This window comes from Streptomyces sp. NPDC004435 (genome assembly GCF_042873895.1).
Taxonomy (GTDB): Bacteria; Actinomycetota; Actinomycetes; order Streptomycetales; family Streptomycetaceae; genus Streptomyces.
Genome location: NZ_JBIAMB010000004.1, coordinates 189,550 through 215,685, shown reverse-complemented (window position 1 = coordinate 215,685; position 26,136 = coordinate 189,550). Strand labels below are relative to the sequence as shown.

25 protein-coding genes and 3 tRNA genes are annotated in these 26,136 nt (G+C 69.9%); 11 read left to right on the top strand and 17 right to left on the bottom strand.

Annotated features, from left to right (window positions below; genetic code table 11):
• Positions 1 to 5: 5 nt before the first annotated feature.
• The 7 genes from ACFYT9_RS08870 to ACFYT9_RS08840 all read left to right on the top strand — a co-directional run bounded on the left by ACFYT9_RS08870 (position 6) and on the right by ACFYT9_RS08840 (position 4,897).
• On the top strand, positions 6 to 1,148 hold the full coding sequence (locus ACFYT9_RS08870; RefSeq protein ID WP_387279744.1) for a hypothetical protein: 1,143 nt from the start codon (positions 6 to 8) through the stop codon (positions 1,146 to 1,148).
• Between the two features lie 10 nt (positions 1,149 to 1,158).
• A complete protein-coding gene (locus ACFYT9_RS08865) occupies positions 1,159 to 2,259 on the top strand; it encodes a hypothetical protein (protein WP_389161899.1) in 1,101 nt (366 codons plus the stop codon).
• Positions 2,259 to 2,900: a hypothetical protein gene (locus ACFYT9_RS08860; RefSeq protein WP_389161898.1), complete on the top strand. Its 642-nt coding sequence runs from the start codon at positions 2,259 to 2,261 to the stop codon at positions 2,898 to 2,900. The genes ACFYT9_RS08865 and ACFYT9_RS08860 overlap by 1 nt, the downstream gene beginning before the upstream one ends.
• Before the next feature lie 25 nt (positions 2,901 to 2,925).
• On the top strand, positions 2,926 to 3,375 hold the full coding sequence (locus ACFYT9_RS08855) for an ATP-binding protein (protein ID WP_389161896.1): 450 nt from the start codon (positions 2,926 to 2,928) through the stop codon (positions 3,373 to 3,375).
• Between the two features lie 92 nt (positions 3,376 to 3,467).
• Positions 3,468 to 4,379 (top strand): peptidoglycan-binding protein, encoded by a 912-nt coding sequence (locus tag ACFYT9_RS08850; protein ID WP_389161894.1) that lies wholly within the window; start codon positions 3,468 to 3,470, stop codon positions 4,377 to 4,379.
• A 22-nt stretch (positions 4,380 to 4,401) separates the two neighbouring features.
• Complete coding sequence (locus ACFYT9_RS08845; protein ID WP_387279752.1) at positions 4,402 to 4,647, top strand: hypothetical protein; 246 nt, start codon at positions 4,402 to 4,404, stop codon at positions 4,645 to 4,647.
• A complete protein-coding gene (locus ACFYT9_RS08840; protein ID WP_376602997.1) occupies positions 4,634 to 4,897 on the top strand; it encodes a hypothetical protein in 264 nt (87 codons plus the stop codon). The genes ACFYT9_RS08845 and ACFYT9_RS08840 overlap by 14 nt, the downstream gene beginning before the upstream one ends.
• Before the next feature lie 54 nt (positions 4,898 to 4,951).
• On the opposite strand, the gene ACFYT9_RS08835 is transcribed toward ACFYT9_RS08840, so the two are convergent.
• The 10 genes from ACFYT9_RS08835 to ACFYT9_RS08790 form a co-directional block, all read right to left on the bottom strand.
• Positions 4,952 to 8,851 (bottom strand): DNA-directed RNA polymerase subunit beta', encoded by a 3,900-nt coding sequence (locus ACFYT9_RS08835; protein WP_376601477.1) that lies wholly within the window; start codon positions 8,849 to 8,851, stop codon positions 4,952 to 4,954.
• A gap of 100 nt (positions 8,852 to 8,951) precedes the next feature.
• Positions 8,952 to 12,434 (bottom strand): DNA-directed RNA polymerase subunit beta, encoded by a 3,483-nt coding sequence (gene rpoB / locus ACFYT9_RS08830; RefSeq protein WP_376601479.1) that lies wholly within the window; start codon positions 12,432 to 12,434, stop codon positions 8,952 to 8,954.
• Between the two features lie 547 nt (positions 12,435 to 12,981).
• Positions 12,982 to 13,368: a 50S ribosomal protein L7/L12 gene (gene rplL, locus ACFYT9_RS08825; RefSeq protein ID WP_387270824.1), complete on the bottom strand. Its 387-nt coding sequence runs from the start codon at positions 13,366 to 13,368 to the stop codon at positions 12,982 to 12,984.
• A gap of 111 nt (positions 13,369 to 13,479) precedes the next feature.
• On the bottom strand, positions 13,480 to 14,010 hold the full coding sequence (rplJ, locus tag ACFYT9_RS08820; protein ID WP_030757401.1) for a 50S ribosomal protein L10: 531 nt from the start codon (positions 14,008 to 14,010) through the stop codon (positions 13,480 to 13,482).
• A 247-nt stretch (positions 14,011 to 14,257) separates the two neighbouring features.
• Positions 14,258 to 15,193 (bottom strand): hypothetical protein, encoded by a 936-nt coding sequence (locus ACFYT9_RS08815; protein ID WP_387270827.1) that lies wholly within the window; start codon positions 15,191 to 15,193, stop codon positions 14,258 to 14,260.
• A 153-nt stretch (positions 15,194 to 15,346) separates the two neighbouring features.
• Positions 15,347 to 16,075, bottom strand: a complete 729-nt coding sequence (gene rplA, locus ACFYT9_RS08810) for a 50S ribosomal protein L1 (RefSeq protein WP_169088411.1) — start codon at positions 16,073 to 16,075, stop codon at positions 15,347 to 15,349.
• Between the two features lie 83 nt (positions 16,076 to 16,158).
• Positions 16,159 to 16,593, bottom strand: a complete 435-nt coding sequence (rplK, locus tag ACFYT9_RS08805; RefSeq protein ID WP_030494213.1) for a 50S ribosomal protein L11 — start codon at positions 16,591 to 16,593, stop codon at positions 16,159 to 16,161.
• 187 nt (positions 16,594 to 16,780) lie between these two features.
• Positions 16,781 to 17,701: a transcription termination/antitermination protein NusG gene (nusG, locus tag ACFYT9_RS08800; protein ID WP_389161891.1), complete on the bottom strand. Its 921-nt coding sequence runs from the start codon at positions 17,699 to 17,701 to the stop codon at positions 16,781 to 16,783.
• A 44-nt stretch (positions 17,702 to 17,745) separates the two neighbouring features.
• The gene (gene secE, locus ACFYT9_RS08795) at positions 17,746 to 18,024 is read right to left on the bottom strand and encodes a preprotein translocase subunit SecE (RefSeq protein ID WP_376605525.1); all 279 of its coding nucleotides are present in this window, start codon (positions 18,022 to 18,024) and stop codon (positions 17,746 to 17,748) included.
• A gap of 103 nt (positions 18,025 to 18,127) precedes the next feature.
• Positions 18,128 to 18,200, bottom strand: a tRNA-Trp gene (locus ACFYT9_RS08790).
• A gap of 202 nt (positions 18,201 to 18,402) precedes the next feature.
• Between ACFYT9_RS08790 and ACFYT9_RS08785 the strand changes: the two genes are divergently transcribed.
• Both ACFYT9_RS08785 and ACFYT9_RS08780 read left to right on the top strand, forming a co-directional pair.
• A complete protein-coding gene (locus tag ACFYT9_RS08785; protein WP_376605523.1) occupies positions 18,403 to 19,629 on the top strand; it encodes a pyridoxal phosphate-dependent aminotransferase in 1,227 nt (408 codons plus the stop codon).
• Positions 19,630 to 19,755: 126 nt separating this feature from the next.
• Positions 19,756 to 20,784: an adenosine deaminase gene (locus tag ACFYT9_RS08780; protein ID WP_376598496.1), complete on the top strand. Its 1,029-nt coding sequence runs from the start codon at positions 19,756 to 19,758 to the stop codon at positions 20,782 to 20,784.
• Here ACFYT9_RS08780 and ACFYT9_RS08775 read toward each other — a convergent pair.
• Entirely contained in the window at positions 20,729 to 21,367 is a 639-nt protein-coding gene (locus ACFYT9_RS08775) for a TetR/AcrR family transcriptional regulator (RefSeq protein ID WP_389161889.1), read from the bottom strand. The two genes, ACFYT9_RS08780 and ACFYT9_RS08775, sit on opposite strands and share 56 nt — an antisense overlap.
• Before the next feature lie 93 nt (positions 21,368 to 21,460).
• Here ACFYT9_RS08775 and ACFYT9_RS08770 point away from each other — a divergent pair, with 93 nt between their 5' ends.
• Positions 21,461 to 22,099, top strand: a complete 639-nt coding sequence (locus ACFYT9_RS08770; RefSeq protein WP_389161887.1) for an NAD(P)-dependent oxidoreductase — start codon at positions 21,461 to 21,463, stop codon at positions 22,097 to 22,099.
• Positions 22,100 to 22,107: 8 nt separating this feature from the next.
• Here the strand turns inward: ACFYT9_RS08770 and ACFYT9_RS08765 are convergent, their stop codons facing one another.
• The 6 genes from ACFYT9_RS08765 to ACFYT9_RS08740 all read right to left on the bottom strand — a co-directional run bounded on the left by ACFYT9_RS08765 (position 22,108) and on the right by ACFYT9_RS08740 (position 24,655).
• The gene (locus tag ACFYT9_RS08765) at positions 22,108 to 23,163 is read right to left on the bottom strand and encodes a UDP-N-acetylmuramate dehydrogenase (protein WP_389161885.1); all 1,056 of its coding nucleotides are present in this window, start codon (positions 23,161 to 23,163) and stop codon (positions 22,108 to 22,110) included.
• A 53-nt stretch (positions 23,164 to 23,216) separates the two neighbouring features.
• Complete coding sequence (locus ACFYT9_RS08760) at positions 23,217 to 23,645, bottom strand: MaoC family dehydratase (protein WP_376598490.1); 429 nt, start codon at positions 23,643 to 23,645, stop codon at positions 23,217 to 23,219.
• Positions 23,646 to 23,647: 2 nt separating this feature from the next.
• Positions 23,648 to 24,100, bottom strand: a complete 453-nt coding sequence (locus ACFYT9_RS08755) for a MaoC family dehydratase N-terminal domain-containing protein (RefSeq protein WP_376598489.1) — start codon at positions 24,098 to 24,100, stop codon at positions 23,648 to 23,650.
• A gap of 84 nt (positions 24,101 to 24,184) precedes the next feature.
• Positions 24,185 to 24,349 carry a 50S ribosomal protein L33 gene (gene rpmG / locus ACFYT9_RS08750; protein WP_003956487.1) on the bottom strand — a complete coding sequence of 55 codons (165 nt, stop codon included), beginning with the start codon at positions 24,347 to 24,349 and terminating at the stop codon, positions 24,185 to 24,187.
• Between the two features lie 116 nt (positions 24,350 to 24,465).
• Positions 24,466 to 24,538 (bottom strand) — tRNA-Met (locus tag ACFYT9_RS08745).
• 44 nt (positions 24,539 to 24,582) lie between these two features.
• A tRNA-Thr gene (locus ACFYT9_RS08740) sits at positions 24,583 to 24,655 on the bottom strand.
• 205 nt (positions 24,656 to 24,860) lie between these two features.
• Between ACFYT9_RS08740 and ACFYT9_RS08735 the strand changes: the two genes are divergently transcribed.
• Positions 24,861 to 26,123: an amidohydrolase family protein gene (locus ACFYT9_RS08735; RefSeq protein WP_376598487.1), complete on the top strand. Its 1,263-nt coding sequence runs from the start codon at positions 24,861 to 24,863 to the stop codon at positions 26,121 to 26,123.
• Positions 26,124 to 26,136 lie beyond the last annotated feature (13 nt).

Here is a 26,136-nt window from a genome sequence, read left to right as displayed (position 1 = left end):
ACCCCATGCCCGTGCGTCCCGGCTGGCTGCTGCCCAGCGGCCAGACCCGCCAGACGACCCGCCTCACCCACCTCGGGGCCGGCACCCCGGTCGACCCGCTCGTCTCCCGCTCCGGCGTCCTGCCGGGGTCCACGGACGGCAAGTACCGGGTCAGCGGCCTGGCGATGACCGGCACCGGCCCGATGACCGCGACCGTCAACCCCGGACGGGCCCTCGTCCAGGGCCGGCCCGAACAGGGCGCGTATCCCGTCGCCCTCGACGGGAACACCGTCCTCGCCTTCGGCGACGGCGACCCGCTCCACCCCAGGATCGACCTCGTCGTCCTGCGCGTCTACGACGACGAGTTCGACAGCCTCACCCGGCACGAGGCCGTCCTGGAGATCGTCGTCGGCCAGCCGAAGGCCACCCCGGCCGCGCCGCCCGCCCCGGCCGCCTCGCTCCCGCTCTTCACCGTCCGGGTCAAGGCGGGCGCCTCCGCCGGCACCGGCGGCATCGCCTGGACCGGCGGCGACCTGACCGACCTGCGCACCACGATCACCGGCGTCGGCGGCATCCTGCCCGTCTACAACAACGCCGGCGTGCCCGGCTCCTACCCCGGCCAGTACCAGGACAACGACATCGCCCACCACCTCCAGCGGTGGAGCGGCACCGGCTGGGTCGCGTACCCGAAGGAGATCGGCGGCATCGCCCCCCAGGGGGCGCTCTCCGTCGGCGGCTACACCGGCCAGTACCGGGAGCACAACGGGGTCCTCCAGCGGTGGAACGGCACCGGCTGGGCGGCCTACCACCCGCCGGTGGAGGCCGAGACCACCACGACCGGCGCGGTCGCGCTCGCCAACTGGACGCTCGTCTCCTACGAGGCCCGGCGCACCCGGAGCGGGCTGTGCGGCATGCAGGTCACGCTCACCCGCAGCGGCCCCCAGATCGACGCCAACAGCGCCGGCAACATCAACGACGAGCCGCTGTGCACCCTGCCGCCCGGCTGGCGCCCCTCGCTGTCCATGGACGTGACCGCCTCCGACGGCTTCGGCGACGGCTCGGCCTGGCTCTCCACGGGCGGCCAGGTCACCCTGCGCACCTGGGTCTCGAACGGCGCCCTCGTCCCGGGCCGCCACGTCCGCGTCAGCGCCACCTACATCCTTCCGTGAGGTCCGCCCCATGAGTCTCGACACTCCCTACCGGGCCGTCTTCTGCGACCTGGTGACCGACCAGACCCTCGACATCCTGCCGCTGCGGGACGTCTCCTTCGAGGACTACATCGGCCGCGCCGGCTCGCTCTCCGGCACCGTGCCGATCCCCGACCGGACCATGGCCGAACGCGCCCACAAGATCAAGCCCGGCCGGACCACCGTCTACCTGGAACGCGGCGGCTTCCTCTGGTGGGGCGGCATCGTCTGGACGACCAACCTCCAGGGCAGCGACCGGGGCGTGGTCACGCTCTCCGTCCAGGCCGCCACCTTCGACTCGTACGCGGGCCGGCGCCGGATCCGCGAGGACCTCAAGTACAACCAGACCGAGCAGTTCGACATCGCCCGCGGCCTGTGGGAGAAGCTCGGCGCGGGCCTCGGGGCGAGCCGGATCGAGCCCGGGGACGACGTGCCCGCGCGGCCCGTGCCGCGCACCACCGCGTACCAGCTCGGCGACGAGACCGTCTACCAGGAGGCCCTGGACCAGCTCGGCGCCTACGAGGACGGCGTCGAGTACCAGATCCTCGTGTACCGCGACCCGTCCGACGCGCGCCGGATCCGCCGGCTGCGGCTCGGCTCGCCCAAGATCCGCACCGGCGCGACGGACGTCGTCTTCGACCGGCCCGGGACGATCCTCAGCTACTCGCTCCCCGACGACGCCACCCGCGGCGGCACCACCTCGGTCGCCCGCGGCGCCTCCACCAACAACAACGCCGCCGCCACCTCCCGCCCCACCCTGTCGGCGCAGGCCGAGGCGGAGGGCCTGCCCGACCTCTGGCCGCAGCTGGACCTGTCCACCGACTTCAACGACATCAGCGACCCGGCCACGCTCGACGCGCTGGCCCGGGCCGTCCTGAAGGAGGCCCAGGGCTCGGTGGTGATCCCCGAGCTCAGCATCCGGCTCTCCGACATCGTCCCCTCGACGCTCCTCGGCCGCACCGCCCGCATCCGGATCACCGACGAGTGGCACCCGACGGGCCTCGACGCCCGCTACCGCATCGTCGGCGTGAAGGTCAGGCCGGCCGAGCGGGGCCGCCCCGACACCGCCGAACTCGCCCTGGAGGAAGCCTGATGGCACTGCTCCCCGAGGACATCATCGACCGGCTGATCCAGATGGAACGCCGGATCAACGCCCTCTCCACGGCGGTCAACGTCCGCCCACCGCTCACCGAGCTCGTCAACGGCTCGCTCACCCTGAAGCGGCAGACCGACCCGGAGGACCCGGCGACCGCCACGCTCGTCGCTCAGCTCACCACCCCCGGCCCGGACGGCACCAAGCCCGTGCTGCGGGTCAACGACGCCTACGGCCACGAGGTCCTCTCCGACGACATCGTCACCGGCGGCCTCGCCCGGCCCTGGCTGCCGATGCTGCCGCCGCAGGACATGGCCTCCGCGAACTGGCCGGCGACCTCGGCCACCACCTGGACCACCGTCGCCCAGTCCCAGAACCCGATCTGGCAGCCCAAGATGCGGCTGCGGATGTACACCCGGGTCTCCTCCGGGGCCACCGGGCAGATCCGGGTGATGGTCGGCGGCGTCCAGTTCGGCCAGACCATCGCCGCCGGCACCGTCTTCGACCACACCGCGGCCGTCACCACCGCCATGCAGACCGACTTCGGCAAGGACCTGAACGTGGAGATCCACGCCATCGTCACCAGCGCCACCGGCACGGTCTACGCCAAGCCGGTGCTGATGCACGGCCGCCAGACCTGACCGCCCCACGAGAGGAGAGCACCCCATGATCCCCGACCCCACCCAGCCCTGGGGCGTCGCCATCGACTACGCGGGCCGCGGCACCGTCGCCGAGGCCGGCCACACCGTCGCCCTGCGCCTGTACGACAACACCCTCGGCGGCCCGCTGGAGCTCGACCCGATGACGGGCGAGTACCCGGCGGTGTACGTCACGGCCCAGGTCGTCGAGAGCGGCGAGGGCGGCGCCCAGCTGCGCGGCTACGGCCTCGCCATGGTCCAGCCGGTGAACGGCCGCCCCGCCGTGCCCGACCCGGCGACGGTCGTCCGGGCCGTCGAGGCGGCGCTGGCCGACTTCGAGACCCGCAGGGCCGCCTTCGCCGCGCTCTGCGCCACCTGGACCCCGGCCCCCGAACCGGAGCCCGAGCCGGAACCCGAGCCCGAGCCCGAGCCGGAACCGGAGCCCGAGCCGCAGCCGGAGCCCGAGCCCGCTCCGTAACCCCGCCGCCCGGCCCCGCACGCCCGCACCACCCCGCACGCCCGCCCCGCGCCGCCGACGGCCGGGGCCTTCGCATGTCTGGAGGACAACAGTTGGCCACTCCCCTGTCCGCGGACCGGCTCCTCGCCGCGCTCCGCGCCGAAGGCGTCACCGTCGTCGAGCACCCCGGCTGGCGCACCCACCACCGCAACCACACCGGACCCTGGGGTCCCGTCGCCGGCGTCATGATCCACCACACCGTGTCCAGCGGCACCACGTCCTCCGTCGCGATGTGCTCCGACGGCTACGAGAGCCTCCCGGGCCCGCTCTGCCACGGCGTGATCGCCAAGGACGGCACCGTGCACCTGGTCTCCGCCGGGCGCGCCAACCACGCCGGCGGCGGGGACCCGTCCGTCCTGCGGGCCGTCGTCACCGAGGCGTACGGCGACCGGCCGCCGGTCCCGCGCGAGCACCAGGGCAGCCCCGGCGCCGTGGACGGAAACTCCCGCTTCTACGGCTTCGAGTGCGTCAACCTCGGCAACGGCACCGACCCGTGGCCGGCCGCCCAGCTCGACGCGATCGAACGGGCCTCCGCCGCGCTCTGCCGGGCCCACGGCTGGGGCGCCAGGTCCGTCATCGGCCACCTGGAGTGGTCCGACTGGAAGAGCGACCCCAAGGGCTTCGGCATGCCGGGCATGCGCGACCGGGTCCAGAAGCGGCTCGGCGCAGCCCCGGCCCCGAAGCCCACCTCCCCCGCGAAGCCGTCCGCCCCCCGCCACCAGCCCTTCCCCGGCACCGCCTTCTTCCGGAACAACCCCAGCTCGCCGGTGGTCACGGCGATGGGCCGCCGGCTGATGGCCGAGGGCTGCGGGCGCTATCAGGTCGGCCCGGGCCCCCGCTGGTCCGAGGCCGACCGCCGGTCGTACGCCGCCTGGCAGCGCAAGCTCGGCTTCCGCGGCACGGACGCCGACGGCTGGCCCGGCGCCGCCTCGTGGAACGCGCTGAAGGTCCCGTACACGAAGTAGACGACAACGAGGAGAGTCCCCCATGTCCGAAGCCGCGAAGCGCACGGCCCGTACCGTGCTGCAGACCGCCGTCGCCCTCGCCCTGGTCCTGCCGGCGCTCGTCGACGCCTCCGGCCTCCCCGCCTCCCTGCCCTGGGTGGCCGGCGCGCTCGCCGTCGCCGGTGCCCTCACCCGGGCCATGGCGGTCCCCGCCGTCCAGCTCCTGCTGCCCTCCTGGCTGCGCACGGAACCGGGCACGGAACCGGGCGGTGCCGATGACCGAGGCTGACCCGAACGACCCGGTCGCGGTGGCGCTCGAACTGGAACGGCTGCGCGGCACCCTCGAAGCCGGCTTCGCCCGGGTCGACGGCTCGCTCGCCCTGCTGGTGCAGCGCAGCGACCAGACCGACAAGCAGCTCGCCGACCACGAGGCCCGCCTCGACGAACTGGAGCGGGCCCGCTGGCCGCTCGCCTCGATCGCCGCGCTCACCGCGGGCGCCGGCGTGCTGGTCGCCCTGTGGGAGCTGACCTCCCGCTGAAACGCCGCAGGGCGGCACCCCCGGAAAGGGGTGCCGCCCTGCGGTCTCGCGCTCTTACTGGTTGTACGGACCGTAGTCGTAGTCCTCCAGCGGAACGGCCTGGCCGGAGCCGGTGCCGAACGGCGAGTAGTCGAGGTCGTCGTAGCCGACGGACGAGTACATCGCCGCCTTGGCCTCCTCGGTCGGCTCGACCCGGATGTTGCGGTAGCGGGAGAGACCCGTACCGGCCGGGATGAGCTTACCGATGATGACGTTCTCCTTGAGGCCGATGAGGCTGTCGGACTTGGCGTTGATCGCCGCATCCGTCAGGACTCGGGTCGTCTCCTGGAAGGAGGCGGCCGACAGCCAGGACTCGGTCGCCAGCGAGGCCTTGGTGATACCCATCAGCTGCGGACGGCCGGAGGCGGGGTGACCGCCCTCGGTGACCACGCGACGGTTCTCGGTCTCGAACTTCGACCGCTCGACCAGCTCGCCCGGGAGGAGCTCCGCGTCGCCGGACTCGATGATCGTCACGCGGCGGAGCATCTGCCGGATGATGATCTCGATGTGCTTGTCGTGGATCGACACGCCCTGCGAGTTGTAGACCTTCTGGACTTCGCCGACCAGGTGGACCTGGACCGCGCGCTGACCGAGGATCCGGAGCACGTCGTGCGGGTTGGTGGCACCCACGGTGAGCTTCTGGCCCACCTCGACGTGGTCGCCCTCGCCCACGAGCAGACGGGCACGCTTCGAGATCGGGAACGCCGTCTCGTCGGTGCCGTCGTCCGGGGTGACGACGATCTTCTTGGTCTTCTCGGTCTCCTCGATGCGGACGCGACCGGCCGCCTCGGAGATCGGGGCGACACCCTTGGGCTGACGCGCCTCGAAGAGCTCGACGACACGCGGCAGACCCTGGGTGATGTCGTCACCGGCCACACCACCGGTGTGGAAGGTACGCATCGTCAGCTGGGTACCGGGCTCACCGATGGACTGGGCGGCGATGATGCCGACCGCCTCACCGATGTCGACCAGCTTGCCGGTGGCCAGCGAGCGGCCGTAGCAGAAGGCACAGGTGCCGACGGCGGACTCACAGGTCAGGACCGAGCGGGTCTTGACCTCCTCCACACCGGCGCCCACGAGGGCGTCGATGAGCACGTCACCCAGGTCGACGTTGGCCGGCGCGATGACCTTGCCGTCCACGACGACGTCCTCGGCGAGCATCCGCGCGTACACGGAGGTCTCGACGTCGTCCGTCTTCCGCAGGACACCGGCCTCGTCCTTGGCCGCGATCCGCAGCTTCAGACCGCGCTCGGTGCCGCAGTCCTCCTCGCGGATGATCACGTCCTGCGAGACGTCCACCAGACGACGGGTCAGGTAACCCGAGTCGGCGGTACGCAGGGCGGTGTCGGCGAGACCCTTACGGGCACCGTGCGTCGAGATGAAGTACTCGAGGACGGTGAGGCCCTCACGGAAGGACGCCTTGATGGGACGCGGGATCGTCTCGTTCTTGGCGTTCGACACCAGACCACGCATACCGGCGATCTGACGCATCTGCATCATGTTTCCTCGGGCGCCCGAGTCCACCATCATGAAGATCGGGTTCGTCCGCGGGAAGTTCGCGTTCATCGCCTCGGCGACCTCGTTGGTCGCCTTGGTCCAGATCGCGATGAGCTCCTGAGTGCGCTCTTCCTTCGTGATGAGACCGCGCTCGTACTGCTTCTGGACCTTCTCGTCCTGCTCCTCGTAGCCCTTGACGATGGCCTTCTTGGCCTCGGGCACGACGACGTCGGAGATGGCCACGGTGACGCCCGAACGGGTCGCCCAGTGGAAGCCAGCCGCCTTCAGGTTGTCGAGCGTCGCCGCCACGATGACCTTGGGGTAGCGCTCCGCCAGGTCGTTGACGATCTCGGAGAGCTGCTTCTTGCCCACCGAGTAGTCGACGAAGGGGTAGTCCTCGGGCAGCAGCTCGTTGAAGAGCGCACGGCCCAGCGTCGTCTTCAGACGGAAGCTGTCACCCTGCTGCCACTCCGGCTCGCCCTCCTCGGCGACCGGGGGAACCCAGCCGCGCGGCGGAACGGTGCCGATCGGGAAGCGGATGTCGATCTCCGACTGGAGCGCGAGCTCCCGGCCGTCGAAGGCCATGATCGCCTCGGCCGTGGAGCCGAACGCGCGGCCCTCGCCCTTGGTGTCACGGAGCTCGCCGTCGGTGGTGAGGAAGAACAGACCGAGGACCATGTCCTGGGTCGGCATCGTCACCGGACGGCCGTCGGCCGGCTTGAGGATGTTGTTCGAGGACAGCATCAGGATGCGGGCCTCGGCCTGCGCCTCCGCGGAGAGCGGCAGGTGCACGGCCATCTGGTCACCGTCGAAGTCCGCGTTGAAGGCGGTGCAGACGAGCGGGTGGATCTGGATGGCCTTGCCCTCGACCAGCTGGGGCTCGAAGGCCTGGATGCCGAGGCGGTGCAGCGTGGGCGCACGGTTCAGCAGGACCGGGTGCTCGGCGATGACCTCTTCGAGGACGTCGTACACGACCGTGCGGCCGCGCTCGACCATCCGCTTGGCGCTCTTGATGTTCTGCGCGTGGTTCAGGTCGACCAGGCGCTTCATCACGAACGGCTTGAAGAGCTCCAGCGCCATGGCCTTGGGCAGACCGCACTGGTGCAGCTTCAGCTGCGGGCCGACGACGATGACGGAACGCGCCGAGTAGTCGACACGCTTGCCGAGCAGGTTCTGACGGAAACGACCCTGCTTGCCCTTCAGCATGTCGCTGAGGGACTTCAGCGGACGGTTGCCGGGGCCCGTCACCGGGCGACCGCGACGGCCGTTGTCGAAGAGGGCGTCGACCGCCTCCTGGAGCATCCGCTTCTCGTTGTTCACGATGATCTCGGGGGCACCGAGGTCGAGCAGACGCTTCAGACGGTTGTTGCGGTTGATCACACGGCGGTACAGGTCGTTCAGGTCGGAGGTCGCGAAGCGGCCACCGTCGAGCTGCACCATCGGACGGAGGTCCGGCGGGATGACCGGCACGCAGTCGAGAACCATGCCCTTGGGGCTGTTCGCGGTCTGCAGGAACGCGGAGACGACCTTGAGGCGCTTGAGCGCACGGGTCTTCTTCTGGCCCTTGCCGGTGCGGATGATCTCGCGGAGCTTCTCCGCCTCCTCCTCCAGGTCGAAGGACTCCAGGCGCTTCTGCAGCGCCGCGGCACCCATCGAGCCGTCGAAGTACGTGCCGAAGCGGTCACGCAGCTCGCGGTAGAGGAGCTCGTCGCCCTCCAGGTCCTGGACCTTGAGGTTCTTGAAGCGGGACCAGACCTCGTCCAGACGGTCGATCTCGCGCTGCGCGCGGTCGCGCAGCTGCTTCATCTCGCGCTCGGCACCCTCGCGCACCTTGCGGCGCACGTCGGCCTTGGCGCCCTCGGCCTCCAGCTCGGCCAGGTCGGACTCGAGCTTCTTGGCGCGGTTCTCCAGGTCGGAGTCGCGGCGCTGCTCGATCTGCTGGCGCTCGACGGAGACGTGGGCCTCCAGCGACGGCAGGTCGCGGGTACGGCGCTCGTCGTCGACGTACGTGATCATGTACGCCGCGAAGTAGATGACCTTCTCCAGGTCCTTCGGGGCGAGGTCGAGCAGGTAGCCCAGACGCGACGGAACGCCCTTGAAGTACCAGATGTGGGTGACGGGAGCGGCCAGCTCGATGTGGCCCATCCGCTCACGGCGCACCTTGGCGCGGGTGACCTCGACGCCACACCGCTCGCAGATGATGCCCTTGAAGCGGACGCGCTTGTACTTGCCGCAGTAGCACTCCCAGTCCCGGGTCGGACCGAAGATCTTCTCGCAGAAGAGTCCGTCCTTCTCGGGCTTCAGGGTGCGGTAGTTGATGGTCTCCGGCTTCTTGACCTCGCCGTGGCTCCACTGACGGATGTCGTCAGCGGTGGCCAGACCGATCCGGAGCTCGTCGAAGAAGTTGACGTCGAGCACTATGCGTCAATCCCTCTCAGGGTTGTAAGGCTGTGGGGTCTGATACGGGGGTCCTGGGGCCGGCGGGGGGACCATCGCTGGTCCCCCTGCCGGACTCCCGTCAGACCTCTTCGACGCTGCTCGGCTCGCGCCGGGACAGGTCGATGCCGAGCTCCTCCGCTGCGCGGAAGACGTCCTCGTCGGTGTCGCGCATCTCGATGGACATGCCGTCCGAGGACAGCACCTCCACGTTGAGGCACAGGGACTGCATCTCCTTGATGAGCACCTTGAAGGACTCGGGGATGCCGGGCTCAGGGATGTTCTCGCCCTTGACGATGGCCTCGTAGACCTTCACGCGGCCGGTCACGTCGTCGGACTTGATCGTCAGCAGCTCCTGGAGGGCGTACGCGGCGCCGTAAGCCTCCAGCGCCCACACCTCCATCTCACCGAAGCGCTGGCCACCGAACTGGGCCTTACCACCCAGCGGCTGCTGGGTGATCATCGAGTACGGGCCGGTCGAACGCGCGTGCAGCTTGTCGTCGACCAGGTGGTGGAGCTTGAGGATGTACATGTACCCGACCGAGATCGGGTCCGGGAACGGCTCGCCGGAGCGGCCGTCGAACAGGCGCGCCTTACCGGTCGGGAGCACCATGCGCTCGCCGTCGCGGTTCGGGATGGTGTGCTGGAGCAGGCCGGCGAGCTCGTCCTCACGGGCACCGTCGAAGACCGGGGTCGCGACGTTGGTGCCGGGGGCGACGGAGTCGGCGCCGATCGCCTGGAGGCGCTGCGCCCACTCGTCCGCGAGGCCGGAGACGTCCCAGCCGCGGCTGGCGAGCCAGCCGAGATGGATCTCCAGGACCTGTCCCGGGTTCATTCGGGACGGGACACCCAGCGGGTTGAGGATGATGTCGACCGGGGTGCCGTCCTCAAGGAAGGGCATGTCCTCGATCGGGAGGATCTTGGAGATGACACCCTTGTTGCCGTGGCGGCCGGCGAGCTTGTCACCGTCGGTGATCTTGCGCTTCTGGGCGACGTAGACGCGGACCAGCTGGTTCACGCCCGGGGGAAGCTCGTCGCCCTCCTCGCGGTCGAAGACGCGCACGCCGATGATCTTGCCGATCTCGCCGTGCGGGACCTTCAGGGAGGTGTCGCGGACCTCGCGGGCCTTCTCGCCGAAGATCGCGCGGAGCAGGCGCTCCTCCGGGGTCAGCTCGGTCTCGCCCTTGGGCGTGACCTTGCCGACCAGGATGTCGCCGGCGACGACCTCGGCACCGATGCGGATGATGCCGCGCTCGTCGAGGTCGGCGAGGACCTCCTCGGAGACGTTCGGGATGTCCCGGGTGATCTCCTCGGGGCCGAGCTTGGTGTCACGGGCGTCGACCTCGTGCTCCTCGATGTGGATCGAGGAGAGGACGTCGTCCTGGACGAGGCGCTGCGACAGGATGATCGCGTCCTCGTAGTTGTGACCCTCCCACGGCATGAACGCGACGAGCAGGTTCTTGCCGAGCGCCATCTCGCCGTCTTCGGTGGCCGGACCGTCGGCGAGGACCTGGCCCTCGACGACGTGGTCACCCTCGGCGACGACGACCTTCTGGTTGACCGAGGTGCCCTGGTTCGACCGGGCGAACTTGTGCAGGCGGTACGTGTTGTACGTGCCGTCGTCGTTGGCGACCGTGACGTAGTCGGCCGACAGCTCCTGGACGACACCGGCCTTCTCGGCCTTGAGGACGTCGCCGGCGTCGGTGGCACAGCGGTACTCCATGCCGGTGCCGACGAGCGGGGCCTCCGCCTTGATGAGCGGGACGGCCTGGCGCATCATGTTCGCGCCCATGAGGGCACGGTTGGCGTCGTCGTGCTCGAGGAAGGGGATCATGGCGGTCGCGACCGACACCATCTGGCGCGGCGAGACGTCCATGTAGTCCACGTCCTCGGGGAGGACGTAGTCGACCTCGCCGCCACGCTTACGGACCAGGATGCGGTTCTCGGTGAAGCGCAGCTCGTCGTCGAGCGCGGCGTTGGCCTGCGCGATGACGAAGCGGTCCTCCTCGTCGGCGGTGACGTAGTCGACCTCGTCGGTGACCTGGCCGTCGACGACCTTGCGGTACGGCGTCTCGATGAAGCCGAACGCGTTGACGCGGCCGTACGAGGCGAGCGAACCGATCAGACCGATGTTCGGGCCTTCGGGGGTCTCGATCGGGCACATGCGTCCGTAGTGGGACGGGTGCACGTCTCGGACCTCGAAGCCGGCCCGCTCACGGGAGAGACCACCGGGGCCCAGCGCGGACAGACGACGCTTGTGCGTCAGACCCGAGAGCGGGTTGTTCTGGTCCATGAACTGGGACAGCTGGCTGGTGCCGAAGAACTCCTTGATGGAGGCGACGACCGGCCGGATGTTGATCAGGGTCTGCGGCGTGATCGCCTCGACGTCCTGGGTGGTCATCCGCTCGCGGACGACGCGCTCCATACGAGCCAGACCCGTGCGGACCTGGTTCTGGATGAGCTCGCCGACGTTGCGCAGACGACGGTTGCCGAAGTGGTCGATGTCGTCGGTCTCGACGACGATCTCGTTGCCGTTCTCGCCGATCGTCTCGGTCTCGCCCGCGTGGAGCTTCACGAGGTACTTGATCGTGGCGATGACGTCGTCGGTGGTGAGGACGCCGGCGTCCAGCGGCTCGTCCGCGCCGAGCTTCTTGTTCACCTTGTAGCGGCCGACCTTGGCGAGGTCGTAGCGCTTCGGGTTGAAGTAGAGGTTCTCGAGCAGCGTCTGAGCGGCCTCACGGGTCGGCGGCTCGCCCGGACGCAGCTTGCGGTAGATGTCGAGCAGCGCGTCGTCCTGGCCCTGGGTGTGGTCCTTCTCCAGGGTGGCGCGCATGGACTCGTACTCGCCGAACTCCTGGAGGATCTGCTCGGTGGTCCAGCCGAGAGCCTTGAGGAGGACGGTGACGGACTGCTTGCGCTTGCGGTCGATGCGGACACCGACGAGGTCGCGCTTGTCGATCTCCATCTCCAGCCAGGCACCCCGGGACGGGATGATCTTGGCGGAGAAGATGTCCTTGTCGGACGTCTTGTCGATCGAGGAGTCGAAGTAGACACCCGGCGAGCGGACGAGCTGCGACACGACGACACGCTCGGTGCCGTTGATGACGAAGGTGCCCTTGTTGGTCATGAGCGGGAAGTCGCCCATGAAGACCGTCTGAGACTTGATCTCGCCGGTCTCGTTGTTGGTGAACTCGGCGGTGACGAAGAGCGGGGCGCCGTACGTGAAGTCACGGTCCTTGCACTCGTCGATGGAGTTCTTCGGCGGCTCGAAGCGGTGGTCGCGGAAGGTCAGCGACATCGACCCGGAGAAGTCCTCGATCGGGGAGATCTCCTCGAAGATCTCCTCCAGACCGGACTTCGTGGGGACGTCCTGTCCCGACTCAAGGGCAGCCTCGACGCGAGCCTTCCAGGCGGCGTTGCCGAGCAGCCAGTCAAAGCTCTCGGTCTGCAGCGCGAGGAGGTTCGGAACCTCGAGGGGCTCCTTGATCTTTGCAAAGGAGATGCGCAGCGGGGCGGTGCTGGCGCCGTTGTTCATGTTGTTCGAGGCGTTGCGCGAGGCGGCCAAGAGGGGGTCCTTCCGAGGGCTCGGACTCACTACGCGCGTACCGGTCCCCAGCAACGCTTCACGGCAGACGTTTCCTGAAATGACCAGAAGGCCAGGTCAGACGGGGTCGGTCCACGAAGCTGATGCGAAGGTATGCCCCTGGTGACGGGCAGGGGGCAGCTAACAGGCAGCGCAAAGGGTCAGTGTAGCCACTTGGCTCACTGATGTCCAGGGCGACTTCCTCGCGACCCTCGTTGCTCTCAACTCCGCGGTACTCGCGCCGTGTGGCGCACCTCGATACTGCCCGTTCGGTCGTCGATCCATGCCTCGGAAACGGATCGTTGTGACGACGCGTCCTGAGAATTGCGCGCGGCGTGCCGTTCGTCAAGGCCCCCGCCCGTGAGCGGCGCACGGCGAAGATCACCATACTCCGCTTCCGGAGACCCGTACGACCCCCGCCACGCGGGTCCCGGGAACGCCGAAAGGCGACCACCCGTATGGATGATCGCCTGTCGGTGCTCCCGCGTTACACGGGGGCGGAAATCAGCTTCAGCGAGCCGAAACGGTCTTACTTGACCGTGACGGAGGCGCCGGCGGCCTTGAGGGACTCGGCAGCCTTCTCGGCGGCCTCCTTCGCGACCTTCTCGAGGACGGGCTTCGGGGTGCCGTCGACGAGGTCCTTGGCCTCCTTGAGGCCCAGGGAGGTGAGCTCGCGCACGACCTTGATGACCTGGATCTTCTTGTCGCCGGCACCCTCGAGGATGACGTCGAACTCGTCCTGCTCCTCAGCGGCGGCGGCGTCGCCACCACCAACGCCGGACGGGGCGGCAACGGCGACGGCCGCGGCGGCGGTGACGTCGAACTTCTCCTCGAAGGCCTTCACGAACTCGGAGAGCTCGATGAGGGTCATCTCCTCGAACTGGGCGAGGAGGTCGTCCTGAGAGAGCTTCGCCATGATGGGCGATCCTTCCACTAATTCGGCAGGTGCCGATGTGTCTATAGAGGCGGGCGTAACGGCCCGCTACGACCCGTGCGCTAGGCGGCGCGGATCAATGCGCGAGCCGAATTACTCGGCACCGCCCTGCTCGGCCTGCTTGGCACGGAGCGCGTCCACGGTGCGGACGAGCTTCGACGGCAGCGCCTGGAAGAGCTGAGCAGCCTGAGACTGCTTGCCCTTGAAGGCACCGGCCAGCTTGCTGAGCAGAACCTCGCGGGACTCGAGGTCCGCAAGCTTCTTGATGTCGTCGGCGGAGAGAGCCTTACCGTCAAGGACACCAGCCTTGATGATGAGGTTCGGGTTCTCCTTGGCGAAGTCACGCAGGGCCTTCGCCGACTCCACCGGGTCACCGGTGACGAAGGCGACCGCGGTCGGACCAGCGAAGTGCTCGTCCAGTGCGGTGATCCCGGCCTCGTTGGCCGCAATCTTGGTCAGCGTGTTCTTCACCACGGCGTACTGGGCGTTCTCACCGAGAGAGCGACGCAGCGTCTTGAGCTGCGCGACGGTGAGACCCCGGTACTCGGTCAGCACGGCGGCGTTGGAGCTCTGGAACGCGTCCTTGAGCTCGGCCACCGATGCAGCCTTGTTGGGCGTCGGCATAGTGCGTTCGCCTCCTTCCGGGTGATGAGGACCGCTCAGAAGGGGCTGAACAAACGAAAACGCCCCGGGCGCAGGCGCACGGGGCTCAGCTCGACCGGATGGGACATCCGGGAACTCTCCACAGTCACCTGCGCGGGTCGTCCGCAGTCAGCGGATCCTTCGGCCACCGCACCCGGTAGGGCACAGCAACGACCAGCGGTCTTTGGCTTCTGTGGAAGAGTACGTGACGTCGGGCGTCAGGGGCAAATCAGTCCTGAAGGGCCTCGGAGCCCTTGCCCTCCTCCAGGGCCTTGCCGGCGTCCTGGAGCATCTTGAAGAGGTCGACGGTCTCGTCGGCCGGCGGGGCCTGGACGCTCGCCTTGGTGCCGTAGTCGCTGTAGTCGGCGCGCATCTCCATGGAGCCCTTGCCCATCTTCATGGCGACGTCCATGCGGGCCGGGTAGCCGTCCTTGTTGACCCAGACCTCGGTGTCGTAGCCCGTCATGCCGAGCTGCTTCACCGTCTCGGTGAACTTCTTGCGCTCCTCCGCGGTCAGGAGCTCCGCGGACCCGCCGGCCTTCATCATCTGCTCGACGGTGAGCGTGCCCTTGTAGTGCTCGGTGTCCATGCCGTTGACCTTCTCGGCACCGACGTGCTTGAGGTCCGGGGACTCCAGGAGGAGGGCGAGCTGCTGGGCGGGGTCCTGGTTCATCTGGTCCAGGCCGCCGGTCATCTGCTTCTGGAGGGCCTTGTCGCCGGAGGCGTCGGCCGCCGCCTTCAGGTCCAGCTTCATCCAGCGCTTGCCGTCCATCTGGGCGGCCTGCTTCTCGCCCATGTCCATGTACATGGCGCCGTCGACCATGACCATGCGGACTTCCTCGGGCGCCTCGGGGTCCCCGGCGCTCAGCATCGAGCCCTTGACGGTGAGGTCCATCACCGCCGGGTCCCAGCCCATGGAGCCCGTCATGTCGGCGGTGCCGGACTCGGCCCCCACGCCCTCCATCTTCATGGTCATCTTGACCTTGGCGGACTTGGCCGCCGACGTCTTCTCGTACGCCACCTTGATGAACTGCGCGGCGTTGGTCGGGTCGCCCGCCTTGGCGCCCGCACCCGTCTTGTCGCCGTCGTTACACCCCGCCAGGCCCGCCACGAGGCCCACGGCGGTGAGCGCGACGCCCGCGCGCTTCCAGGTCGTCTTGCGCATAGGTGTTCCCCACCCCTTGATCTTCTTCTTTGCGGTCTCTTGAACCGTAACGCACCTCTACGACAGTCAAGACGCAATAAAAGCCGCCCCCCGTTCCTCCGGAGAGGAAACAGGGGGCGGCTTTCAGGACTGACTGCGCCGAGCCGGAAGGGCTCAGACCGCGGCCGGGTCCTCCTCGACGAGGAGGTTCCGGGTGCGGTTGCCGTCGACCGGGATGCCGGGGCCCATCGTGGTGCTGATGGCGGCCTTCTTGATGTAACGGCCCTTGGCGGCGGACGGCTTCAGACGGAGGATCTCCTCCAGGGCCGCGCCGTAGTTCTCCACCAGCTGCGTGTCGTCGAAGGACGTCTTGCCGATGATGAAGTGCAGGTTCGAGTGCTTGTCGACGCGGAACTCGATCTTGCCGCCCTTGATGTCGTTGACAGCCTTGGCGACATCGGGGGTCACGGTGCCGGTCTTCGGGTTCGGCATGAGACCACGCGGACCGAGCACGCGGCCGAGGCGGCCGACCTTGCCCATGAGGTCCGGGGTGGCGACCACGGCGTCGAACTCGTTCAGGCGCTGGCCCTTGGCGATCTCGTCGATCAGCTCGTCGGAGCCGACGATGTCGGCGCCCGCGGCGACCGCGGCCTCGGCACGCTCACCGGTCGCGAAGACCAGGACCCGGGCGGTCTTGCCGGTGCCGTGCGGGAGGTTCACGGTGCCACGGACCATCTGGTCGGCCTTGCGCGGGTCGACACCCAGGCGGAAGGCGACCTCGACGGTGCCGTCGAACTTCGTGGTGGAGGTCTCCTTGGCAAGACGGACGGCCTCGAGCGGGGCGTAGAGCTTCTCCCGGTCGATCTTGGCGTCCGCAGCGCGGAGGGACTTGCTGCGCTTCACTTCTGCTCCTGGTGTGTTTCAGGTGTGGAGTCGTGGTGCGGGCCAAGCGCTGGCCCTACCACTGAGGTCACGAGGGGGGGTGATCAGCCCTCGACCGTGATGCCCATGGAACGGGCGGTGCCGGCGATGATCTTCGACGCGGCGTCCAGGTCGTTCGCGTTGAGGTCGGGCATCTTGGTGGTGGCGATCTCGCGGACCTGCGCCTCGGTGATCTTGGCGACCTTGGTCTTGTGCGGCTCGCCGGAGCCCTTCTCCACGCCCGCGGCCTTGAGGATCATCTTGGCGGCCGGCGGGGTCTTGGTGATGAAGGTGAAGGAACGGTCCTCGTAGACCGTGATCTCCACCGGGATCACCCAGCCACGCTGCGACTCGGTCGCGGCGTTGTAGGCCTTGCAGAACTCCATGATGTTGACGCCGTGCTGGCCGAGCGCGGGGCCGACCGGCGGGGCCGGGTTGGCCGCACCGGCGTTGATCTGGAGCTTGATAAGCCCCGTGACCTTCTTCTTCTTGGGAGGCATTGCTCTCTCCGGGTCCTAGTGAGAGTTTTCAGCCGATCCATCCGGTCATCCGGATGGAGGCATACCGCACAACGATAACGGGTATGGCTGCGCGTCCAAAAACCGAGCAGGTCAGAGGGGCTGTAGCAGCCCCTCTGACCTGTCCGGAAACTCGGGAACGATCTCTGGGAACGATCTTGTGAAGAGATCAGTTCTTCTGGATCTGGTCGAAGCTGAGCTCGACCGGGGTCTCGCGACCGAAGATCTCGACGAGGCCCTTGACCTTCTTCGAGTCCGGGTTGATCTCGTTGATCGTCGCCTGGAGGGTGGCGAAGGGGCCGTCGGTGACGGTGACCGAGTCGCCGACCTCGAAGTCGAGGACCTGGACCTCCAGCTTGCGGGCCGGAGCCGGCTTGCCCTCGGCCTCGGCGGCCTCGCGGGCGGCCTTCTCCTCGGCCTCCGGGGCGAGCATCTTGACGATCTCGTCCAGGGTCAGCGGGTACGGGTCGTAGGCGTTGCCCACGAAGCCGGTGACGCCGGGGGTGTTGCGGACGACGCCCCAGGACTCGTTCGTCAGGTCCATGCGGACGAGGACGTAGCCGGGGAGCTTGTTCTGCTTGACGTTCTTCCGCTCGCCGCCCTTGATCTGGACGATCTCTTCCTCGGGCACCTCGGCCTGGTAGATGAAGTCCTCGACGTTGAGCGAGACGGCGCGCTGCTCCAGGTTGGCCTTCACGCGCTTCTCGTAGCCCGCGTAGGTGTGGATGACGTACCACTCGCCGGGCAGGGTGCGCAGCTCCTCGCGGAGTGCGGCGACGGGGTCGACCGGGGCGGCCGGCTCGGCCTCCTCCTCGGTCTCCTCGATCTCGGCCTCGGCCTCGGCGACGTCGTCGCCGGCCTCGTCGGCCTCGTCGGCGAGCTCGGACTCGGCGTCCTCGTCGGCAGCGTCCTCGTCGGCGGAGGCCTCCTCGTCGGAGTCCTCGTCGGCCTCGACGGCGGAGTCCTCGGCGGCCTCTTCCGCCGCGGCGTCCGCAGCCTGGTCCTCGTCCTCGTCGGCGGCCTCGATGATGTCCAGCTCGTCCTCGACGGACTCGGACTCGAAGGCGTCGTTCAGGTTCGCGTCAGACACGGTGGCTGCTTCTTCCTGCGATACAGATGGGGTGGAACAAAAAGTCAGCCGAAGACGTACTTGACTGCTTCCTGGAAGCCAAAGTCAATCACGGTGACCAGGCCGATCATGACGACCACGAAGATGATCACGACAGTGGTGTACGACGACAGCTGACTGCGTGTCGGCCAGACGACCTTGCGGAGCTCCGCGACGATCTGGCGGTAGAAAAGGGCGAGACGGCCCAGGGGGCCCTTCTTCCCGCGCTTGCCGCCCTTGCGGCCCTTCTTCGCGGAAGCATCCTCGGCATCAGGCATGTCGATGGAGCCAACGGCGTCCGTCACGATCTCTCACCTGATTCCGGGTCGGCCGTGCCGCGCCCGGGTGGAGCCGCACGGCGGTGCAATGAAGTACGTACATGCGCACAACACCTGGCGGTGTGTGTAGCAGGGCCGGAGGGACTTGAACCCCCAACCGCCGGTTTTGGAGACCGGTGCTCTACCAATTGAGCTACGACCCTTTGTGGCGTCCCCAACCTACCCCATGTGTGACGGGTTCGGTGCGGGCCAACGAGGAGTGAGTGTACGTGACCTTGGGCCCCCGCGTCGAACAGGAACCGCCCCGACCTGGCCCAGGGCCCCTTCCCGACCGGTATCGACCGCTCCTGTCCGCTCCCTGAAACCTGTGTGCCGGGCCGGGAAACGGTCTGGGACGATGGCCGTATGAGCGCTGCTACCCCTCCCACCGAGCGTCGGGTCTCCGCCCGGATCGGTGCGATCTCCGAGTCCGCCACCCTCGCCGTCGACGCCAAGGCCAAGGCCCTCAAGGCCGCCGGGCGCCCGGTGATCGGTTTCGGCGCCGGTGAGCCGGACTTCCCGACCCCCGACTACATCGTCGACGCGGCCGTCGAGGCCTGCAAGAACCCCAAGTACCACCGCTACACGCCGGCCGGCGGCCTGCCCGAGCTGAAGGCCGCGATCGCCGCCAAGACGCTCCGCGACTCCGGCTACGAGGTCGACGCCTCCCAGGTCCTGGTGACCAACGGCGGCAAGCAGGCGATCTACGAGGCGTTCGCCGCGATCCTCGACCCGGGCGACGAGGTCATCGTCCCCGCCCCGTACTGGACCACCTACCCCGAGTCGATCCGCCTCGCCGGCGGTGTCCCGGTGGAGGTCGTGGCCGACGAGACGACCGGCTACCGCGTCTCGGTGGAGCAGCTGGAGGCGGCCCGCACGGAGCGGACCAAGGTCGTCCTCTTCGTCTCCCCGTCGAACCCGACCGGCGCCGTCTACAGCGAGGCCGACGCCGAGGCGATCGGCCGCTGGGCCGTCGAGCACGGCCTGTGGGTCCTCACCGACGAGATCTACGAGCACCTGGTCTACGGCGACGCGAAGTTCACCTCGCTGCCGGCGATCGTGCCCGAGCTGCGCGACAAGTGCATCGTCGTCAACGGCGTCGCCAAGACGTACGCGATGACCGGCTGGCGCGTCGGGTGGATCGTCGGCCCCAAGGACGTGGTGAAGGCGGCGACCAACCTCCAGTCGCACGCCACCTCCAACGTCTCCAACGTGGCCCAGGTCGCCGCGCTGGCCGCCGTCTCCGGCAGCCTGGACGCGGTCGCCGAGATGCGGACCGCCTTCGACCGGCGCCGGCAGACCATCGTGCGGATGCTGAACGAGATCGACGGCGTCCTCTGCCCGACCCCGGAGGGCGCGTTCTACGTGTACCCGTCGGTGAAGGAGCTGCTCGGCAAGGAGATCCGCGGCAAGCGTCCGCAGAGCTCCGTGGAGCTGGCCGCGCTGATCCTGGACGAGGCCGAGGTCGCGGTGGTCCCGGGCGAGGCGTTCGGCACCCCCGGCTACCTGCGCCTGTCGTACGCGCTCGGTGACGAGGACCTGGTGGAGGGCGTCTCCCGGATCCAGAAGCTGCTGGCCGAGGCCCGCGACTGACACCGGCCCCGACCGTTCGGGAGCGGGCCCCGGTTCTGCGGAACCGGGGCCCGTTTCTGCGTTCGGGCTGGTATCGATCGGGGAATGGCCGTGCATACCGCCGTTCGGGTAAGGCAGGATCGGTCGATGGAGCACCCCCGCGATCTCACCCTGCTGCCCAAGGCCCATCTGCACCTGCACTTCACCGGTTCGATGCGGCCCACCACCCTCATCGAGCTGGCCGACAAGTACGGCGTGCACCTCCCGGAGGCGCTGAGCAGCGGGAATCCCCCGCGGCTGCGGGCGACGGACGAGCGCGGCTGGTTCCGCTTCCAGCGCCTGTACGACATCGCCCGCTCCTGCCTGCGCTCCCCGGAGGACATCCAGCGGCTGGTGCGGGAGGCGGCGCAGGAGGACGTGCGGGACGGTTCGGGCTGGCTGGAGATCCAGGTGGACCCGACCTCGTACGCTCCGCATCTCGGCGGGCTGATCCCGGCTCTGGAGATCATCCTGGACGCGGTCGACTCGGCGGCCCGGGAGACCGGGCTCGGGATGCGGGTGCTGGTGGCCGCGAACCGGATGAAGCACCCGCTGGAGGCCCGCACGCTGGCCCGGCTCGCGGTGCGGTACGCGGACCGGGGCGTGGTCGGCTTCGGGCTCTCCAACGACGAGCGCCGGGGCATGGCCCGTGACTTCGACCGGGCCTTCGCGATCGCCCGCGAGGGCGGCCTGCTCGCGGCCCCGCACGGCGGGGAGCTGACCGGCCCCTCCTCCGTACGGGACTGCCTGGACGACCTGCGGGCGTCGCGGGTGGGGCACGGGGTACGGGCGGCGGAGGACGAGCGGCTGCTGCGGAAGCTCGCGGAGCGCGGCGTGACCTGTGAGGTGTGCCCGGCGTCGAACGTGGCGCTCGGGGTGTACGAGAAGCACGAGGACGTGCCGCTGCGGACGCTCTTCGAGGCGGGCGTCCCGATGGCGCTGGGCGCCGACGACCCGCTGCTCTTCGGTTCCCGGCTGGCCGCCCAGTACGAGATCGCCCGCCGCCACCACGGCTTCACGGACGCGGAGCTGGCGGAGCTGGCCCGCCAGTCGGTGCGGGCGTCGGCGGCCCCGGAGGGCGTCACGGAGAAGCTGTTGTCCGGGATCGACGACTGGCTGGCGGCGCCGGTCGGCTGAGGCCGCCCATCAGGGTGCGGGCGAGCCCGGCGGCGAACGCGTCCACCGGCGGCCTGAGGTCGGGCGCCGCGTCGTAGGCGAAGGCCCGGTGGGCGCAGGCGCCGAGGAGGAGCGAGGCGGCGGCGCGGGTGTCGGCGTCGTCACGGAGGCGGCCGTGGTCCCGCTCGGCGCGCAGGTAGGCGTCGAGGCCCTCGATCGGGAGGTGGGGGCCGGCTCCGATCTCGCGCATGACCTGCTCGTGGCGGGCCTTGAGCCGGGGCTCCGCGTAGAGGGAGGCGGCGATCGGGAAGCTCTCCTCGTAGAAGAGGGCCGCGTGGCGGGCGATCTCCGTCAGGTTCTCCTCGACGGTGCGCTCCCCCGGGTCGACGGCGAGGGCGCCGAGGAGCCGGCCGAGGCCGGGCAGCCGCTCGCCGAGGACGGTGACGAACAGTTCCTCCTTGCTCGCGAAGTGCTTGTAGAGGGCGGCTTCGGAGCAGCCGGCGGCCCTGGCGATCTGTTTGGTGGTGGTGCGGGCCAGTCCCGCCGTGCGCATGAGGTCGCGGGCGGCGTCGATGATCCGGGTCCGGGTCGGCTTCTGGTCCACGGGATCTCCCGATAGCGCTTGACGGAGGGGTGAGCGTCCACTCACCCTACGGGTGAGTGAATACTTACTCACCTTGGGAGAGGGGTGCGCGGCATGAAGCTCACTGTCTTCGGCGCGACGGGCGGTGTCGGCGGGGAGATCGTCCGGCAGGCGCTCGCCGGCGGCCACGAGGTGACGGCGGCGGTGCGGGATCCCTCGCGGTTCGCGCTGACCGGCGAGCGTCTTGAGGTCCTGCGCTGCGACCTCGCCGACCCGGAGGCGCTGCGCGGGGCGGTGGCCGGCCGGGACGCGGTCCTCTCCGGCCTGGGCGCCCGCAACAGGGCGGACGCGGCCTCGGGGATCACGGCCCGCCTGACCCGTCCCGTCCTGCGGGCCATGGAGGCGGAGGGGACGCGCCGGCTGCTGGTCGTGAGCGCGGCGCCGGTGGGCCCGCCGGCGCCGGGGGACGGCCTTCTCGACAAGGCCGTCCTCGCGGTGGTCGGCAGCGTCTTCAAGGACGTCTACGCCGATCTGCGCGTCATGGAGACGGAGCTGGCCGCGAGCGGCACCGCCTGGACCTCGGTCCGGCCGCCGAGGCTGACGGACGGGCCGGGCACGGGCCGGTACCGCCGGGTCGTCGGCGGCAATCCGCCCAAGGGCCGCACGCTGGCCCGGGCGGACGTGGCCCACGCGATGCTCGCGATGGTCGACGAGCCGTCGACGGTGGGGCAGGGCGTGGGTGTCGCGTACTGAGCCGGCGGCTACAGGCTGACGCCGACGGTCACGGGCTCGTTGACGAGGGTGACGCCGAAGGCGTCGTGGACACCGGCGACGACCTCGCGGGCGAGGGCGAGCAGGTCCTCGGTCGTGGCCTCGCCGCGGTTGGTGAGGGCGAGGGTGTGCTTGGTGGAGATCCGGGCGGGCCCGGAGCCGTAGCCCTTGGTGAAGCCGGCCTTGTCGATGAGCCAGGCGGCGGAGGTCTTGGTGCGGCCGTCGCCGGCCGGGTAGGCGGGCGGGGCGACGTCGGCGCCGAGCCGGTCGGCGACGCGGGCGAGGAAGGTCTCGTACTCCGCCGCGGTGAGGACCGGGTTGGTGAAGAAGGAGCCGGCGGACCAGGTGTCGTGGTCCTCGGGGTCGAGGACCATGCCCTTGCCGGCGCGGAGCTTCAGCACGGTCTCGCGGACGTGGGCGAGCGGCACCCGGTCGCCCGCCCCGACGCCGAGGGCGCGGGCGGTCTCCGGGTACGCGATCGGAGCGGAGAGCCCGCCGGCGTCCTCCAGCTCGAAGCGGACGCGCAGCACGACGTAGCGGTCGGGCCGGTCCTTGAAGAGGCTGTGGCGGTACGAGAAGGCGCACTCGGCGTTGGTGAGGGTGACGGTCTCCTCGGCCCGGCGGTCGTACGCGACGACCTCGGTGAGGGTGGCGGAGACGTCCTGGCCGTAGGCGCCGACGTTCTGGATCGGGGTGGCGCCCGCGGAGCCGGGGATGCCGGCGAGGCACTCGATCCCGGCGAGTCCGGCCTCGACGGTCCGGGCGACGGCGTCGGTCCAGACCTCGCCGGCGGCGAGCTCCAGACGGGTCCCGTCGAGGGAGAAGCCGGTGGTGGCGAGGTGCAGGGCGGTGCCCTCGAAGCCCTTGTCCCCGATGACCAGGTTGGAGCCGCCGCCGATGATCAGCAGCGGGGTCCCGGCCGCGTCGGCCTCGCGGACCGCGGCGATCACCTCGGCGTCGGTGGTGGCCGTGACGAGCCGGGTGGCGGGGCCGCCGAGCCGGAAGGTGGTCAGGGGGGCGAGGGGGGCGTCCTTGAGCTGCTGCACGGGCTCAAGGGTACTCACGTGAGGGCCTCCGCCCCCCTTGACGAACCTGCCGGTCAGGCGAGGCGGACCACGGCCCGGCTCATGCCGAGGACCTTCTGGCCCGCGCTGGTCGCCGTCAGGTCGACCCGGACGAGGTTGTCGTCCAGCTTGGCGCCGACCTTCGCGGTGACCTCGATCACGGCGCCGACGCCGTCGTCGGGGACGACGACCGGCTTGGTGAAGCGGACGCCGTACTCGACGACGGCGGCGGGGTCGCCGGCCCAGTCGGTGACGACGCGGATCGCCTCGGCCATGGTGAACATGCCGTGGGCGATGACGTCCGGAAGGCCGACCCCGACCGCGAACTTCTCGTTCCAGTGGATCGGGTTGAAGTCCCCGGAGGCGCCCGCGTACCGGACGAGGGTGGCGCGGTTCACGGGGAAGGTCTGCGCGGGCAGCTCGGTGCCGGCCTCGACCTCGGCGTAGGCGATCTTCGCGGTCATGGTCAGGCCTCCTCGGGGGCGCGGGAGACGAGCTTGGTCCAGGCGGTGACGACGTGCTCGCCCGTCGCGTCGTGGACCTCGCCGCGGATGTCCAGGATGTCGTTGCCGGCCAGCGACTTGATGGCCTCGATGGTGGAGGTGACCGCGAGGCGGTCGCCGGCGCGGACGGGCCGCGTGTAGGCGAACTTCTGGTCGCCGTGGACGACGCGGCTGTAGTCGAGGCCGAGCTGCGGGTCCTCGATCACCTGCGCGGCGGCCTTGAACGTGATGGCGAACACGAAAGTCGGCGGAGCGATCACATCGGGGTGGCCGAGTTCCTTCGCCGCCTCGGCGTCGGTGTACGCGGGATTCGCGTCACCGATGGCCTCGGCGAATTCACGGATCTTCTCCCGGCCGACCTCGTAGGGCGCGGTGGGCGGATAGGTCCGGCCCACGAAGGACTGGTCGAGCGCCATGGCCTCGATACCTCCTGCTGAATCTGATGCGTGAAACGCCACGAGGCCGCCCCCTGCCGGGGACGGCCTCGTGAACGAGCCTGATTAGCGCGTCTCGCGGTGCGCGGTGTGCGAGTTGCAGCGGGGGCAGTGCTTCTTCATCTCAAGACGGTCCGGGTTGTTACGCCGGTTCTTCTTGGTGATGTAGTTCCGCTCCTTGCACTCCACGCAGGCCAGCGTGATCTTCGGGCGGACGTCGGTGGCAGCCACGTGAGTGCTCCTTGACGGACGGATTGATGGACTGGGCGCACCCCCGCGCCAGAAGCTTGGGGGAGCATAGAAGAGTAGCCGATTGCAGGACCGACCCCACAATCGGCTACTGTCTGTAGCGGTGACCGGACTTGAACCGGTGACACAGCGATTATGAGCCGCTTGCTCTACCGACTGAGCTACACCGCTTTGATGTCGGTAGCCCCGCCCGAAGGCGGGATTCCCTACACCAGAGCCCCAATACGGAATCGAACCGTAGACCTTCTCCTTACCATGGAGACGCTCTGCCGACTGAGCTATTGGGGCGAGCGAGGAAGACATTACACGGTCCGCAGCCCATCACCCAAATCCGTTTGGGTGTGGCCCCCGGCCGGGCGCCGGACGGGCCCCGTACGCCACTCGTGGACTCATCGGTACGACTATTGCGCTCCTCCTCGAAGGCACGGCCGCCCGCCCCTAGGCTCTGCCCCACGCTGCGTGATCTCGATCTTGGTGACTGGTGAGGAGCCCGATGTCGGCCGACAGCAAGCAGCCCCGTCAGCCCTCCGACGACGGGGGCGGCGCGGCCACCGAGGACGCGAACGCGCTCCTGCTGTCGAACGCGCGGCTGACCGACGGGCGGACCGTGGACGTGCGGCTGGTGCGGGGCCGGATCGAGGCCGTCGGCACCGCCGGGAGCCTGGCCACGCTCGGCGCCCGGGTGGATCTGACCGGCCATCTGCTGCTGCCGGCCCCCGCCGAGCCGCACGCCCACGCCGACACCGCGCTCTCCGCCGCCACCCCCGGCCCGGTCTCGTACGCCCCCGAGGAGGTGCAGCGGCGGGCCACCGAGGCGGCGCTGCTCCAGCTCGGGCACGGGGCGACCGCGCTGCGGGCCCACGTCCGGATCGGCGACGTGCACGCGCTCGGCCCGCTGGAGGCCGTCCTCCAGGCCCGGCGCTCGCTGCGCGGCCTGGCGGACCTCACGGCGGTGGCGGTGCCCCGGCTGCTGACCGGGGCGGCGGGCGCGGACGGCCTGGCGATGCTGCGGGACGCGGTGAAGATGGGCGCCGGGGTGGTGGGCGGCCGCCCCGACCTGGACCCGGACCCGGCGGGGTACGTGGAGGCGGTCCTGGAGGTGGCGGCCGAGCACGGGGTGCCGGTGGACCTGCACACGGACGGGGACGACCCGGCGCGGCTCGCGCGCTTCGCGGCGATGGCCGGCGGACTGCGGCCGGGGGTGGCGATCGGGCCGTGCGCGGGGCTCGCGCGGCTGCCGGAGGACGTGGCGGGCCGGACGGCGGACCGGCTGGCGGCGGCGGGAGTGACGGTGGTCTGCCTGCCGCAGGGCGGCTGCGCGGGGACCGAGCGTCGCGGTACGGCCCCGGTGCGGCTGCTGCGGTCGGCCGGGGTGCGGCTGGCGGCCGGCGGCGGCTCGCTGCGGGACACGGCGAACCCGGTGGGGCGCGGGGACCCGCTGGAGGCGGCCTTCCTGCTGGCCTCCCTCGACGGGCTGTCGCCGGAGGAGGCGTACGGGGCGGTGAGCGCCGGGGCGCGGGAGGCGATGGGGCTGCCGGAGGTACGGGTGGAGGCCGGCTTCCCCGCGGAGCTGGTGGCGGTGCGGGGCGAGCGGCTGGCGGGGGTGCTGTCGCTGGCGTACAGCCGGATCGTGGTGCACCGGGGACGGGTGGTGGCGCGGACGAGCGCGGTGCGGGAGTACTGCGACTCGGCGGCGGCGCTGGACCTGCCGCGGCAGGCCGCCCGGCCGGATCCGGGAGGCCCTGCGGCCCGCTGAGCCGTACGGTCGG